This window comes from Mixta hanseatica (genome assembly GCF_023517775.1).
Lineage (GTDB): Bacteria > Pseudomonadota > Gammaproteobacteria > Enterobacterales > Enterobacteriaceae > Mixta > Mixta hanseatica.
This window is the reverse complement of sequence record NZ_CP082904.1, coordinates 1,872,364-1,885,398: the sequence shown is the minus strand read 5'-3', so window position 1 is coordinate 1,885,398 and position 13,035 is coordinate 1,872,364. Positions and strand designations below refer to the sequence as shown.

Annotated in this window: 14 protein-coding genes; 7 read left to right on the top strand and 7 right to left on the bottom strand. The window is 51.5% G+C overall.

Annotation, left to right across the window (positions count from 1 at the left end):
• Positions 1-47: 47 nt before the first annotated feature.
• Positions 48-1,445 (bottom strand): aminotransferase-like domain-containing protein, encoded by a 1,398-nt coding sequence (locus K6958_RS09135; protein WP_249894342.1) that lies wholly within the window; start codon positions 1,443-1,445, stop codon positions 48-50.
• A 416-nt stretch (positions 1,446-1,861) separates the two neighbouring features.
• Between K6958_RS09135 and K6958_RS09130 the strand changes: the two genes are divergently transcribed.
• The 4 genes from K6958_RS09130 (at position 1,862) to K6958_RS09115 (ending at position 6,598) form a co-directional block, all read left to right on the top strand.
• The gene (locus K6958_RS09130) at positions 1,862-2,884 is read left to right on the top strand and encodes a LacI family DNA-binding transcriptional regulator (protein ID WP_249894341.1); all 1,023 of its coding nucleotides are present in this window, start codon (positions 1,862-1,864) and stop codon (positions 2,882-2,884) included.
• A 162-nt stretch (positions 2,885-3,046) separates the two neighbouring features.
• On the top strand, positions 3,047-4,498 hold the full coding sequence (locus K6958_RS09125) for a sugar porter family MFS transporter (RefSeq protein WP_249894340.1): 1,452 nt from the start codon (positions 3,047-3,049) through the stop codon (positions 4,496-4,498).
• Positions 4,495-5,418: a TIM barrel protein gene (locus tag K6958_RS09120; protein WP_249894339.1), complete on the top strand. Its 924-nt coding sequence runs from the start codon at positions 4,495-4,497 to the stop codon at positions 5,416-5,418. Before K6958_RS09125 ends, K6958_RS09120 begins: the two co-directional genes overlap by 4 nt.
• Positions 5,419-5,428: 10 nt before the next feature.
• Entirely contained in the window at positions 5,429-6,598 is a 1,170-nt protein-coding gene (locus K6958_RS09115; RefSeq protein WP_249894338.1) for a Gfo/Idh/MocA family protein, read from the top strand.
• A 127-nt stretch (positions 6,599-6,725) separates the two neighbouring features.
• Here K6958_RS09115 and K6958_RS09110 read toward each other — a convergent pair whose 3' ends face one another.
• The 3 genes from K6958_RS09110 to K6958_RS09100 form a co-directional block, all read right to left on the bottom strand.
• Complete coding sequence (locus K6958_RS09110) at positions 6,726-6,914, bottom strand: cyclase family protein (protein ID WP_249894337.1); 189 nt, start codon at positions 6,912-6,914, stop codon at positions 6,726-6,728.
• A gap of 32 nt (positions 6,915-6,946) precedes the next feature.
• On the bottom strand, positions 6,947-7,093 hold the full coding sequence (locus K6958_RS09105; RefSeq protein WP_249894649.1) for a cyclase family protein: 147 nt from the start codon (positions 7,091-7,093) through the stop codon (positions 6,947-6,949).
• A gap of 126 nt (positions 7,094-7,219) precedes the next feature.
• On the bottom strand, positions 7,220-7,993 hold the full coding sequence (locus K6958_RS09100; protein ID WP_249894336.1) for an MFS transporter: 774 nt from the start codon (positions 7,991-7,993) through the stop codon (positions 7,220-7,222).
• Positions 7,994-8,419: 426 nt separating this feature from the next.
• On the opposite strand from K6958_RS09100, the gene K6958_RS09095 reads away from it, so the two are divergent.
• A complete protein-coding gene (locus K6958_RS09095; RefSeq protein ID WP_249894335.1) occupies positions 8,420-9,784 on the top strand; it encodes an FAD-binding oxidoreductase in 1,365 nt (454 codons plus the stop codon).
• Positions 9,785-9,870: 86 nt separating this feature from the next.
• Here the strand turns inward: K6958_RS09095 and K6958_RS09090 are convergent, their stop codons facing one another.
• Positions 9,871-10,224, bottom strand: coding sequence for an MmcQ/YjbR family DNA-binding protein (locus K6958_RS09090; RefSeq protein WP_249894334.1), 354 nt, complete (start codon positions 10,222-10,224; stop codon positions 9,871-9,873).
• A 68-nt stretch (positions 10,225-10,292) separates the two neighbouring features.
• Entirely contained in the window at positions 10,293-10,880 is a 588-nt protein-coding gene (locus K6958_RS09085; RefSeq protein WP_249894333.1) for a TetR/AcrR family transcriptional regulator, read from the bottom strand.
• 140 nt (positions 10,881-11,020) lie between these two features.
• On the opposite strand from K6958_RS09085, the gene K6958_RS09080 reads away from it, so the two are divergent.
• Together K6958_RS09080 and K6958_RS09075 are read left to right on the top strand one after the other, a co-directional pair.
• On the top strand, positions 11,021-11,422 hold the full coding sequence (locus K6958_RS09080) for a RidA family protein (protein ID WP_249894332.1): 402 nt from the start codon (positions 11,021-11,023) through the stop codon (positions 11,420-11,422).
• A 409-nt stretch (positions 11,423-11,831) separates the two neighbouring features.
• Complete coding sequence (locus K6958_RS09075) at positions 11,832-12,254, top strand: cupin domain-containing protein (protein WP_249894331.1); 423 nt, start codon at positions 11,832-11,834, stop codon at positions 12,252-12,254.
• 62 nt (positions 12,255-12,316) lie between these two features.
• Here the strand turns inward: K6958_RS09075 and nfsB are convergent, their stop codons facing one another.
• Positions 12,317-12,970 (bottom strand): oxygen-insensitive NAD(P)H nitroreductase, encoded by a 654-nt coding sequence (gene nfsB, locus K6958_RS09070; protein WP_249894330.1) that lies wholly within the window; start codon positions 12,968-12,970, stop codon positions 12,317-12,319.
• Between the last annotated feature and the right edge of the window lie 65 nt (positions 12,971-13,035).

The window sequence follows — 13,035 nt, the reverse complement described above, 5'->3', positions numbered from 1 at the left end:
AACAGTGCCACGTTAAATAGAAATGTAGTTTTCTCTTTTTCCATGAGTTATATGGCCATGCCAGAAAAATATATTGGGTCGGTTAGCATTTCAGACAGTGTTTTAAGGTTTTCTTCGCATTGATGACGACTCTGAGATCCCCCCAGGCACAACCTTAAAGCCTCTACAGGGTTATTATCCGTGCAAAATGCAATCCCTGAAACAGCGCTAATCCCTTTCTCTCGCAGCTTAACCGCGACATCAGATGAATTTGAGTTGATCATTTTAGGAATGGGCAACCATAAATGATAACCGTTGTTATCTGCCTGATATTCAAACTGAGAAAGATATAAAGAGGCTATTTTCTGACGTATTTTAGCTTCGTTTTTTATCTCATCCAACATGCGCTCGGCCGTACCGTCATTTATCCACTGGCGTGCAAGCGCATTGGTTAAAGGACTGGACATCACCATTAAAGCCCGCAGTACGGCTGAAAGACGTTCTACTGCCTGCCTGTCAGGGCCTTTGAGAAAAGCGATACGCAGTCCCGGTCCAAAACATTTGGACATGCCCGTTACATACCATGTCAGCTCGGGCACCAGTTCCGCGAAAGCAGGTATATGAAGATCGCTTAACGCTGCGTAAGCATCATCTTCAATCACCGAAACATTGTAACGTCTGCACACTTCCGCAAGCGCGCGTCTGCGAAAGTCAGGTATCGTCAGTGTGGTAGGATTATGCAATGTCGGGTTGATATACAGTGCGCTGATCTCTCCGGCCCTGCAAAAAGCCTCTAAAGCCGCAGGGTCTGGGCCAGATTCATCACAAAGCACCGCTTTTAATTTAACGTCAAGATGGCTTGCGATTGCTTTCATGCCCGGATAAACCAGATTGCTTACACAGACGGCACCTTTCCGGCGCTTAAGCAGCGTCATTATGCCAACCAATGCACTGTGGATCCCGGGGCAGACCAGAATTTCTGATTCATTCTCTACGTTCAGTTTACGGTTAATCCAGAGCATTGCCGCCGCTTTATCTTCCGCATTACCACCGAAATCCTGATAACGCATCAGACTCAACATGTCTGTGCTGTTAAAGAGATTTATGGCCCCGGCGCGCAAAGCTTCTTCGGTTAACGCTCCTACAGGTTCTATAGGTGCATTCATGGTCATTTCATAACTGCTGACGGGTAAGGCCGAAGCAGAAGATGCTTTACTGCGAATAAAGCTGCCCAGCCCTGGACGGGAATCGATCAGGCCTCTGCGGCGGGCCTCCGCGTACCCCCTCGTCACGGTCGTATAGTTCAGGCCCAGAATCTCAGCCAGTTCGCGCAGCGGGGGGAGTCTATAGCGCGAAGGCAGCTCGCCGGTAGTAATACCCTCTGCAATAAAATCAGCTATACGCAGATAGGCAGGGCGTTGAGTCTGTTGCTGAAGCTGAGTTGCCCAGCGCTTAAAGAGTGACATAACCATTTCCAGCCGACAGGTTAAGAATCTGGCACATAGTAATAGCACAACAAAAATCAATGCGTAACTTGATTGCATCATTGATTGCATCGTTTTTTAACAATGGATGGTTTTCGCGTTAAATCAAAGGTCACGCCATGAATTTAACTGAATGATTTATCTGGTTTATTATTTTTTCCTAAAAATATTATCTATCGATTTGTTGTGACTTGAATGGTATCCATACCGGTCCTGTATCCGCAAATTCACATTGGTTGATGGTAGTAAAAAACGGATTTGCAGTACGGCTCTGTAGGCCAATCTTTAGCGTTCCGAAACACCGTTCCGCGACGGGCAAAGAAAGCAACACATAACCTTTTGCAGTATCCCTGACGTAAGGCCATAATGATAAAAATCTATCATTAGGGATAATCGCAATGAAAAAAGTGTCTATGGCAGCCGTAGCCAAAGCAGCAGGCGTCGGCGTCGCAACTGTCGATCGCGTCTTAAATCGTCGCGCGCCGGTACGTCAGGAGACGCGGGAAAAGGTTTTACTGGCCGCAGAGCGCCTGGGCTACCGTGAAGCAATGCTGAAAGTAATGGCCCGCGAAGAGACGCCAGGGAAAACGCCGGTTCGCATGGGATTTATGCTGTTAACGAAAGATCACTCGTTTTATCAGCCGTTTGCCGATTCATTACGCCGTTTCGCCTATCAATACGCCCACACTGAACCTGAATTTGTAGGGTTCGATATTCAGGATGTAGAAAGCATGGCGGCTTCTCTTGAAAAGCTGGCAAAGCGGGTTGATGCCATTGGCCTGGTTGCCCTTGATCACCCATTGATACGACATACCATTAAAAAAGTTGCCGCATCTGGCGTGCGGGTTTATGCCCTTTTTTCTGATTTCTCGCCCTGTGGGCATGCCGGTTATATCGGGCTGGATAATCAGAAAGCGGGACGTACTGCCGGATGGTTTGCCGATCGCTTACTACAACCTCAGGACGTGATTGGCGTTCTGCTGGGCGACCATCGTTTTAACTGCCAGGAAAGCTGTGAGATCAGCTTTCGCTCTTACCTGCGTGAAAAAAATAGCGGTTATGTGGTCCTTGAGCCGTTAAAAACGCATGAAAGCGTTGAAGGCGGATATTCAGCTGCAACAACGTTGCTCGCAAACCACAGCGATCTCGCCATGATTTATGCGCCATGTGGCGGGATCGAGGGCGTCCTGAAAGCCATTAAAGAGAGCGACCGCCAGCACATAAAACTACTTTGCCACGGTCCGGTGGTGAATGGCGATCTTGCGCTTATTGAAGGCGGCATTGAAGTGATGATCAGACATCGAATTGATTTGATTGCAGAAACGGTCGTCCGCGTCATCATTAGTCATTTTCGCGAGGATGATATTAATCCCGTACATATTACCCTGCCCTTTGATCTGGTGACCCGCGAAAATATTTGAATCTAACCTAAGGAGAATCACGGCTTATCCCTTAAAGATAAAAATCTATCATTGCTTGATTTAAAAAAATCATGATCCACCTCTAAAAACGAAAGTTTCATTGTTGGAGATTATGGAATGTATGTTTGATACTGCCTGCACTTTATACTGCGGGAGAACAACATGCCGGTTTCTCATCAGCGCCATAATATTGCTTATGTCATGGGTATCTGCTGCGTAGCAGCGCTTGGCGGACTACTGCTCGGCTACGATTCATCGGTTATTTCGGGTGCTATTGAGCCCCTGAGCCACCACTATCGTCTTTCCCCTGCCGAAACCGGCTGGGCTGTATCGAATGTCATTATTGGATGCGTTCTCGGATGTCTGGTTGCCGGGCATATTGCCGATCGTTACGGACGCAAAAAGACGTTGCTGATGACGGCCCTTCTTTTTGTCGCCTCAGTCATCGGCACCGCTCTGGCTCCCAATTTTGAAATATTTGTACTGTTTCGCATCATTGGCGGGCTGGGCATAGGCATGGCATCGGTGGTTTCACCAGTCTATATCGCCGAAGTAGCGCCGAAAGATTACCGTGGCCGTGCCATGACCATGCATATGATTTGTTGTGTGGGCGGGCAGGTGTTGGTGCTGCTGACCAATTATCTTATTGCCAAAGGCGCGACGCCTGAATGGCTGAATGATACCGGTTGGCGCTGGATGCTGGGTTCAGCATTTGTCCCCTGCTTGCTGTTTTTTATCTTTATCAGTTTTATTCCCGAGTCACCCCGCTGGAACGTTATGGCCGGTCATGATGACCGGGCGCTAAAAACCCTGACGCGCATTTCCTCTGCAGGGCATGCACAAAATGTTCTGCGGGAGATCAAAACGTCACTGCAATCTGAACTTCGGCCTTCTCATTCTCATGAACGACTGCGATTTAATAAACGTAACCTGGTTTTCCTGGTTATTGGCGTAGGCCTGGCCTTATTCAATCAGCTGACTGGCATAAACGTCATCCAGTATTTTGGCCCCTCCCTGCTCAGGAATGTTACCGGCAGCATGGAGGAAGCGATGTTCATGACCATCTGGCTGGCCGCGATGCAATTTGTTGGCGTCATGGTGGGCATGGCGCTGATTGATCGGGTTGGCCGAAAAATACTGTTGTCCGTCGGTTCCTGGGGAGCAGCCCTCTGTCTGATTATGACTTTTATCTCTTTTTATGCCGGTATTAAGGGCATCGCTTCGGTCATTGGCCTGTTTGGTTTCATGCTGATATTCGGCGCGACATGGGCACAGGTTGTCTGGACCGTTATCGGCGAGATTTTCCCTAACCGACTCCGGGCGGCGGGGATGGGTTTTTCAATCAGCGCGATGTGGATCGCCAATTTTTTGGTCAGTCAGAGCTTTCCGATCATGAATAAAAATCCCTGGCTGATGGCGCATTTTGGCGGCGGTTTCCCGCTGTTGATCTTCGCAGTTTGTTGCCTGATTTCATGGTGGTTTGTTCGCAAGTATCTACCTGAAACTAAAGGCGTCTCTCTGGAAAAAATGGAACAGCTGGTACTTGATCGCTTTGCCCTGACGAGCCGTGAAGAAAATCCTCGTAATGTACAACCTGAAGAGAAAGCCCTATGACTATATCTATCGCAAATGCGCCCTGCAGTTGGGGGGTGGACGATCCTGACAATCCTTATTTACCCGCGTGGCAAAAAGTCCTGCATGAGGCCGCCCAGGCAGGCTACAAAAGTATCGAACTGGGTCCCTGGGGCTATCTGCCGGTGCAGGCGGATGAGTTGAGTGATGCGCTTAACAGGCACGGCCTTTCTTTGGTCGCCGGCACCATTTTTGACGATCTGGTCAGCGAACAGAATTTTCCGGCGATGGTGGCGCTTACCCATAATATTTGCCGCAACCTGAAAACCGTGCCCACCGCTGAGAAGGTTCATGGAAAGAATACGCCGCCCCCCTACCTGGTGATTATCGATTTTGGTAATCCGGAGCGGGCCGCTTTAGCGGGCCAGCCGACAAAAGCTCCCCGGCTCTCTTCCGCTGACTGGCAAACCATGATGGCGCATATCTCAGCGCTCAGTGAAATAGCGTGGAAAGAGTACGGCGTACGCCCGGTGATCCATCCCCATGCCGGTGGGTGTATAGAATATGAGGATGAAATTGCGCAACTGGTTGCGGATATCCCCCATTCCGTTGCCGGTCTCTGTCTGGATACCGGCCATCTCTTCTATTCCGGTATGGAGCCGATCGCTGCGCTCGATAAATATTGGGATCGTATTGATTACCTTCATTTCAAAGATATCAACGCCTCCGTGTGGCGGGACGTTATCGGTGGTGGCGTAGACTTTTTCTCCGCCTGTGCTCAGGGCGTTATGTGTCCGCTTGGCTGCGGGGCAATTAACTACCCGCAAATCCATGAATTTCTGCGGCAGCGTCATTATCAGGGCTGGATCACTATCGAGCAGGAAAGAGATCCGCGTAATGCGGACACCAGTCTGCGCGACGTCACGGCAAGCCTGCAATATCTGCAATCAGTTGGTTTTTAAGGAGACGAAGATGATTAATGGTATCAAACCTCTCGGACACTCACTGCGCTGGGGCATGGTGGGCGGCGGCGGAACCAGCCAGATTGGCTATATTCACCGCTCGGCGGCGCAGCGTGATAGTACCTTCACGCTACTGGCCGGCGCATTTGATATTGATGCCGAACGCGGCCTGGCTTTTGGCACCGCACTGGGTGTTCAGCCGGAGCGCTGTTATCCCGACTATGAAAGCATGTTTGCAGCGGAAGCCGCGCGGGAAGATGGCATCCAGGCCGTTTCTGTCGCCACGCCGAATAACACGCATTTTGCTATTTGCCGGGCGGCGCTACAGGCTGGCCTGCATGTGGTATGCGAAAAACCGTTGTGTTTCACCACCGAGGAAGCCGATGAGCTTGAGCGTTTAAGCGCAGAAAAAAATAAGATTATCGGCGTAACATATGGCTACGCGGGCCACCAGCTGATTCATCAGGCGCGGGAAATGGTAACGGCAGGCGAGCTGGGCGAGATACGGATTGTTAATATGCAGTTTGCCCACGGCTTTCATAATGAAGCGGTAGAGTTGCAGAATCCCAGCACCCGCTGGCGCGTCGATCCTCGCTTTGTTGGCCCCAGCTATGTACTGGGCGATCTGGCTACGCATCCTCTATTTATCGCGGAAACCATGGTGCCCGATCTGCAGGTTAAACGTCTGCTATGCGCTCGTCAGAGCTTTATCGAGAGCCGCGCGCCGCTGGAGGATAACGCATACGTACTGATGGAATTTGCCAATGGCGCAGTGGGTAGCATGTGGGCTTCTGCGGTCAACAGTGGTTCCATGCATAGTCAAAAGATCCGCATCGTGGGGGCCAAAGCCAGCCTGGAGTGGTGGGATGAACAGCCCAATCAGCTGCGCTATGAAGTTCAGGGCGAGCCTGTGCGCATCCTTGAGCGCGGCATGGGTTATCTTAATGCGCGAGCGCTGGAGGAGGATCGGATTAGCGGCGGCCATGCGGAAGGGCTATTTGAAGCCTGGTCGAATCTCTATCGTCGTTTCGCGCTGGCGATGGACGCCACGGATCGCGGTGATACGACGTTTCTCCGTGATTTCTGGTATCCGGATGTCCATGCAGGTCTGGCGGGGGTCCGCTGGGTAGAAAATTGCGTACGTTCAGCGGATGCCGGATCGGTGTGGGTGGAGTGTTGAAACCAAGGCTCGGCGGATCATGTTCGGCATAATCTCCACCCACAGATGACAACGTATTATCTGATAAAAGTTCTCACGCCCGGTGGGCATATACTGTTTCTGGCATAACTCATCGGCGTAGAGCGGGTTACTTCACCAGCGCCACTGCACGAATGGGAGAAGCGGACGCTCCCTTAATCCTGAGCGGCAACGCCATAAAGATAAATTCGGCGGGCAAAGCATGCAGATTGGCCAGATTTTCCACAATCAAACAACCTGCGCCCAGCACGGCAAAATGGGCGGGATGCGCTTCATTGCTATACCGGTCAAGGGACATAGCATCCGTGCCGAACACCGTCACGCCTTTATTTAGCAGGTAACGCGCCCCGTCAGTTGTTGGACATCAATTTGTTCAATGGTTCTACCCCCGTCAATAAAGTGTGCCGGGGCATCCACATGAGTACCACAATGATCCCCAAGGCTAAGTTGACAGTTATAGTTGCCATCACCAGCAATATAATCTTCTGCACGGCTACAGAAAATTTTCCATACGTTGGCCAGACTGGCATAAATTCTTCATAAAGATGGTTCAGTTCAATCAGCGTGTACTGCCGCAGTAAGGAGATTACATCGCTAGTCATATCAGGCCTTATTTACCTTTACAGTTTCTTTAATAAACCACAGCGGAGCGCATGAAATAAGCAGCACTGCAACAATAACCAGATAGTGAGCAGTAAAGCCATAGCTGGAGATAATCCAGCCGCTAACTGGCGCGACCAGAATCCCGGCAATGCCTACCGCCAGGCCGATCATCAGCCCCATGCTGGATGCGGCGGCGCGCGGAGAAGAATCGATCAGCAAAGCATAAGCGACAGGATAGGGTGAATTGCGAAACAGTCCCCAGAGGATCAGAATCGCCCAGGCAAGCGTGGCGGAATGGATAAACATGCATAACGCAGCAGCCAGGATCCATCCAGAGATAATGATACCCAGGGAACGTTTACGCCCTTTTACGTCCGAAAAGCTGCCCCATAAAATCTGACCAATCCAGCCGGTTAAACCAGAAGCCCCGGAAATAACGGCAGCCGTTGACAGATCCAGGCCCACTTCACATGTCAGTTGCAGTGTCAGGAAGTTAGCGATCCCCATCTCTGCCCAGGTAAATCCAAAAATCAGCAGAATAGCGAGCTGACAGTTACGGTTTTTCAAACAAGAAGCGGCGTTAGACCAAACCGAAGATGTTTCTACCTGATGATTCAGAGATTCGGTAACAGGCGGCGTCATTTGGTTGTTAATAATCCACGCGTTGACTTTTTGATGATTTTTACGCGTGCCGATGATCAGCTGGGCGACAAGGATCACCAGACCGATAAGCGGGATAAATAAAAAAGCTTCGCGCCAGGTAGCGAATGCCAAAATGGCGGCGATTAAAACAGGCCCGTGCCCATACCCATAACCACTCTGAGAGCCTGAAATGCCCCTAGCGACTTACAAAATGCGGTCGCCACGCCCGCTACCGTCTCCACCAGCACGGCAACATACCAGCTGTAATGCTTTTAGAATAAAAAATAAACATCTTGATAACTTAAATGTCACCTTACTACCATACAAGTAAGCCTTGTCGTTTATCAGAGTTTGATCACAGTTGAGGCGCAGTACAGTCCGCTTCCTGCGCCCACGAACCCGCCGTCAGATAGCCACTAATCCTTCTGCTACTTTTTAGGGTAGTTGCAGATAAAAGCGAATAAAACGACCGGCCCGGCAGCGATTACAGCCAATCTGCACCCGGTTCGGCTCAGCGCGGCTAACATGCTCACCGGCTGGTCAAAACAGTGAGGAAAAATGAAAGACCAACTTATTCACGATTTAAAAAAGCACATCGCAGGTGAAGTAAAAACAGGCAGAGCGGCGGGCCAAAGTCTACAAGGCGGCCTGTGGAACGGCGCTGCAGAAGTCAGCGCGGCGGTTGCAGTCAGCTGTTTAAATGTATCTGACATCCAGAATGCGGTGCGTATTGCCGCTGAGCATGCGCTCCCGGTTTCGACGCTGGGTGGTGGTCATGACTGGTTCAGACGAGCAATCGCCTCAGAAGGCATTACCCTTGATCTGAGAAATATGCGGCACACTGCGGCTAACCCTGCGCAGGGCACGCTTACCGTTGCCGGCGGAGCAGACGTAAAAAATGCCGTTGATGCCTTGCCAGAAGGCTTCGCCCTCGTCACTGGCGTAAGTACCCAGGTCGGGCTGGCCGGGCTGGCGCTGGGTGGAGGTTACGGAAAACTTAACGCCCGCTTTGGCCTGGTAACGGATAACCTTAAAAGCGCGAACGTCGTGCTGGCGGACGGCTCCTGCGTAACGGCCAGTCAGGAAGAAAATCCTGACCTGTTTTGGGCGCTGCGGGGCGCCGGTAAAAACTTTGCTGTGCTCACCTCAGCCGAATTTTTCATTCATCGCCTGGCGCCGGTACTTTCCGCCACCGTTTTTGTCGAACTGCGCAGCGCTCGTGAAAGCCTGAGAAATCTACAGGAAATTCTTGATGAATCAGACGATCGGCTAAGCGTATTTTCAACCTTTGCCATGCTACCGGGCAAAGGGTTTGGTCTGATCCTGGAACCGCTGTGGACCGGCGATGAAGCCACAGGCGAAAAATATCTTAATGCGCTTTCATCCGTAGCCGGCGCCAACGTGGTTAAAAAAGCGTGGCTGGATTACCGGCTGACTTATGATGATGCAGGTGACCGATCCTCCTGGCCTAAAGGACGAGGCTATCAAATGGATGCCTTTAACCTGGACAGTCTTACCGACGAAGTGACTGACGCCCTACTTGACTGCTGTCATCGCATGCCCCCAGGGCAAAACTGCATCATGCTGCATGATTTTCACGGTCAGGCCGCGCGTACAGATGCAGAGGCCACCGCGTTTCACCTGCGTCGCAATCACTTTAATATGCAGGTGGTGGCCAGCTGGCAACAGCCTGAAGAAGCAATCAAAGGGCAACGGTGGCTTCATGAGATGCAGAAAATTATGCTACCGCTGAGCGCCAGCAGTGCTTATCCGGCGGTTATTGGGCCAGAGAGCTATCACCGCGCTCGTGCCTTTTACGGCAATGCGCTTGAAAAGCTAACGGCGTTGAAAAGCAAATTTGACAGGCAAGACCGTTTTAATGCGGATTACGGTCTGTTTGCAACGCCCGCCCGCGAAAGGTGAAAGCAGAAATAATCCCTGGCCAACAGATTTTTAGGGATACACGGCCGCCAGGCTCAACCGCTGTATCCCACTTTTTCCGGCGGGCGTCAGGAGGTTAACGCATGGCTGTCCGCCAGCAGTTGCTGTATTTCCTGCGCCGATAGCGGACCAGAAAGCAGCACGCTGATCCAGTGCTCTTTATTCATATGGTAAGCAGGCAGGATACCCTCTTTTTGCCGCAGCGACCCGATATGTTCCGGCCTGACTTTTACATCAAGAATATCGACTTTCTCTTCCGTGTTGAGACCCAGCTTTGTACCGGGCACCTCCATCACGATGCCAAACCATTTGCTGCCGTCGTGATGACGAAGCACGGCATAGCCCGGCAGGTTACTCCAGAGATACTCCGGTTCGGCATTAAAGTGTTCCCGCGCGTAGCTGAATAAGGCTTCTCTCTTCACTGCTCCTCCCGTAACGTAAATTGATGACTGATGCAGCCCGACCTTATCACATTGCTGCTTATACAGCGTTAAAGGCGCAGCCCCTCCGCCATAAGAACAAAGACCTCGATCGCTTTGGGCAGTTTTATTTCAGGCTCTTGCGCAGCGGCGACCCACAACGCCGCATTTAGCGCCGCGCCGTTAAGCAACCGGGCTGCCGCATCCACCTCAACCGGCCTTAATACGTCACGTGCAATCAACTCCGCCACGGCGCTACGGGTAGCGTCAAAACAGGCATTCTGGCTTGGCCAGCCTGATGGATCGCCCAAAAACGCGGGGCCATCCAGTAATACAATGCGCTGAACTTCTGCATCAAGCGCCATTTTGATATAGGCAATGCCTTCCGCCAATAAACGATCCCAGCCCGCTTCGGCAGTACTGGCAATCTCTTTTGCCCGCTGCGCCATTTCACTATCCACCTGCGCCACGACCGCCGCCAACAGGCCGCGCTTGTCGCCGAAATTATGATACAGCGCGCCGCGGGTCAGCCCGACGCTGGCCGTTAAATCATCCATCGAGGCGGCGGCAAACCCTTTTTCCGCAAAGGCTTTGCGCGCCGCGGCGATAAGTTTGTTTCTGTTCTCTTCCATCATCTCAGCACGACGTCCAACAGCCATTTTTTCTCCCCATTTTACATACGAAGCGTATTTTATTTTGACATACATGGCGTATGTGTGATGTATTCATATACGCTTTGTATATTAAATGAATTACGTGTCACACGCATCCCACCTGCAACAGCTAAAAAGAGGTAGCTATGACGGAACGCGAAACGATTTTCCCGACCAGTCGCCATGCTCTGTATGAACAGCACGGCTATTCAGCGGCCATTCGATCGGGTGATTTGCTGTTTGTCTCCGGACAAGTAGGCAGCCGTGAAGATGGCTCACCGGAGCCGGACTTTGCCGCACAGGTCAGGCTGGCGTTTGAGAACCTGCGTTTAACGCTGCAGGCCGCAGGCTGTGGTTTTGATGATTTGGTGGATGTCACCACCTTTCATACCGATCCTGAGAATCAGTTTGCCACCATCATGGCGGTTAAACAGGCGATCTTTCCCCAGGCGCCCTACCCAAACTGGACGGCGGTAGGCGTTACCTGGCTTGCCGGTTTCGATTTTGAAATAAAAGTCATCGCCCGGATACCGCCAGGCAAGCAGTAAAAAGGCTGGGTTTTTCACTTGCGGAGTGAAAGTCCTTACGTCCACGGCCTCTTTTTGCCGGCGCGGGCTAGCAGTACTTTTTCATTACCAGACGGCAACGGTATGACCGAACACCTGAAAACAGGCTTCTGTCATCCCTGAGCTGTCAAACCATGAAATAAGGAATCTGTTATGAGCCGTTTACCTACTATTACCGCTACTGAAGCCACTGGAAAAACCGCCGATCTGTTTCATGGTAAACCGCGTCAACGACACTGAGATCGATTTCCCCAAAGTTGTTTAACGCTTTCTCAGGGCGTTATAACGCTGGTGAACTTCCCTTCGTTGCCAGCGTATTCCTTTAATTATTTAACCGCTAATGCCAGAGCCAGTCTGGTATTCCACTCTCCTTTTGATTAAGGAAATCTCCATGAACGCCAACCGAAACGTCAAATCAGCCCGTTTTAAACCTGCCGAAATAGCAAAAACCTTACCTGAAACGGCTACAACTATGCTGGCAGATCGCTACCTGACCGATCGTCCTGATGCCAGCAGCCGTGTCTTTCGCGCTTATCGCGGCGTGCCGCCACACTACCATCGCGAATGCGATGAATATCTGTATGTGCTTTCCGGCAAGGGCACATTCTGGATGGAAGATGCAGCGACGGAAGCAGAATTTGGGCCCGGCGATTTATTGTTTTTTGAACGCGGCGTGGTACATGCGCTGCCGGTGTTACTGGAGGAGCCGGTGGTGTTTCTGACGCTGGATACGCCGCGCCGGTCGCCGCAGGATGTGGTGTTTATCGATCCGGATGCAGGCGATGCGGCGCGGTTTATGGATCGTAACCGGTGAGCCAATTGCACCCAGTAAAAAGTCAGGCTAAAAAGCCTGACTTTTTTGTCTGCTGAAGCGCATCAAATAAAAGAGAAGATTTCTTCACGCGGCAGACGTGACTTGGGCAGCGCGGCATTAAAATCCTGCTCGCTGCGGTAGCCCAGCGATACCAGTACCACGCTGGTTAATCCCTTCTCGCGCAGCCCCAGCGCCCGATCCAGCGCAGCGTTATCAAAGCCTTCCATCGGCGTGGCATCAATACCCAGCAGAGCCGCACTCAGTAATAAACCACCCAGCGCGATATACACCTGCTTCTCCATCCAGTTCGGTAGATCGCGCAGCACATAGCGATGCAGATCAACATAACCACGACGGCTTTTGTCCTGACCCGCTTCAGCCGAGGCATCACGAAAACGCCCAGCCTGCGCCTCGTGCTGCAGAATGCTTTGTAGGTGCGCTTCACTCATATCTGCACGCATACAAAAGGCAATGACGTGCGATGCGTTGAGCACTTTCGGCGCGTTATAGACGAAACCGTCTGAGGTGGATGCCGAGATAGCATTCTTCCCTTCCTCCGTCGAGGCAACCACGAAATGCCAGGGTTGGGAATTAACCGAGGAAGGGGTGTTTTGCAATACATGCAGCAGCGTTTCAACCTGCGATTGCGGCAGCGTATGGGTATTGTCAAAGGCTTTTACCGTGTGACGTTTCGTCACGGCTTCACTGAGCAACATAGAAATCTCCTCAATATAAGGTCCGCCGCCACGCTTTTGTGTTGAGCAAAGGCATGCGCGGCTAC